Source organism: Acinetobacter sp. BMW17 (assembly GCF_001592855.1).
Taxonomy (GTDB): Bacteria; Pseudomonadota; Gammaproteobacteria; order Pseudomonadales; family Moraxellaceae; genus Acinetobacter; species Acinetobacter johnsonii.
The window spans coordinates 27,153-28,798 of the sequence record NZ_LSOD01000035.1 but is presented as its reverse complement, the minus strand read 5'-3'; the positions used below and the strand labels follow the sequence as shown (position 1 = coordinate 28,798).

Below are 1,646 nucleotides of genomic sequence, written 5' to 3'. Positions count from 1 at the left end.
CAAGATATTCCAGATGGCGCTTATGTGAATCTTGGGATTGGATTACCGACCAAGATTGCCAGTTACCTGCCTAGTGACAAAGACGTCTTCTTACATTCTGAAAATGGGTTATTGGCTTTTGGTCCACCGCCTGATAAAGGCCAAGAAGACCCTGAGTTGATTAATGCGGGTAAAGAATATGTGACCATGCTTGAAGGCGGTGCTTTTTTCCATCATGGCGACTCTTTTGCCATGATGCGTGGTGGTCACTTAGATATTGCCGTTTTGGGTGCCTTTCAAGTGGCAGCCAATGGTGACTTGGCCAACTGGCATACCGGTGCACCCGATGCGATTCCTGCCGTCGGCGGTGCGATGGACTTAGCCGTCGGTGCCAAGAAAGTCTTTATCACCACCGACCATGTGACCAAACAAGGTGAACCGAAGATCGTGGCTGAACTGAGCTACCCTGCGACAGGTTTGAAATGTGTCGATCGTATTTACACCGACCTATGTGTGATTGATGTCACCGCTGAAGGTTTAAAAGTGATTGAGAAAGTCGACGGTCTAAGCTTTGCAGAATTACAGGCGATGACAGGTGCTCCGTTGATGGATGCGACACAACAGAATTAATGATTTGAATCCCCCTAAATCCCCCTTTGCTAAAGGGGGACTTCTCTAGCATCAAGTGCGGTAGGTCTCCCTCCTTTTTAAAGGAGGGATTAAGGGAGGATTAAGAGAAGAATAGATATGAAAAACGCTTATATTATCGATGCCGTTCGTACCCCATTCGGACGTTATGCAGGTGGACTCGCTCCAGTGCGTGCCGATGACTTGGGTGCCGTACCAATTCAAGCCTTGATGCAACGTAATCCAAGTGTGGATTGGACCCAAGTCGATGATGTGATCTATGGCTGCGCCAACCAAGCGGGAGAAGACAACCGTAATGTTGGTCGTATGTCTGCACTGCTTGCTGGTTTACCAGTTGAAGTTCCTGCCACGACTGTGAATCGCTTATGTGGCTCATCACTCGATGCGATTGCCATGGCAGCCCGTGCGATTAAAGCAGGTGAAGCCAATCTGATCATTGCAGGTGGTGTGGAAAGTATGTCTCGTGCACCTTTTGTCATGGGCAAATCAGAAACTGCCTATGGCCGTAGTCAAAAGATTGAAGACACCACTATGGGCTGGCGTTTTATTAATCCTAAGCTCAAAGCGATGTATGGTGTAGACACCATGCCGCAAACCGCGGAGAACGTGGCACAACAATTTAATATTGATCGCGCAGATCAAGACCAGTTTGCCTTGGCGAGTCAACAGCGCACCGCAACCGCGCAAGCTCAAGGCTTTTTTAAACATGAGATCATCCCTGTGAATATTCCCCAGCGTAAGGGTGATCCAATTGTGATCGACACGGATGAACATCCACGTGCATCGACCACCTTAGAAGGTTTAACCAAACTCAAGCCAGTCATGACAGCAGAAGGCACCGTCACTGCGGGGAATGCATCAGGCATCAATGACGGTGCGGCTGCTGTACTGATCGCTTCAGAAGCAGCGGTTGAACAGTACCAACTTAAACCGCGTGCCAAAATCATTGCTTCAACAGCAGTGGGTGTAGAACCGCGCATCATGGGCTTTGCACCAGCACCTGCCATCAAAAAGTTACT

General features: G+C 48.9%; 2 protein-coding genes. Both read left to right on the top strand.

Features of this window, described 5'->3' with window-relative positions; genetic code table 11:
- The coding region (locus tag AXW61_RS10770; RefSeq protein WP_081408295.1) for a 3-oxoacid CoA-transferase subunit B at window positions 1-609 on the top strand (609 nt) is incomplete at its 5' end.
- A 117-nt stretch (window positions 610-726) separates the two neighbouring features.
- Window positions 727-1,646, top strand: a 920-nt coding sequence (locus tag AXW61_RS10765) for an acetyl-CoA C-acyltransferase (RefSeq protein ID WP_062034304.1), incomplete at its 3' end; no start/stop codon positions are given.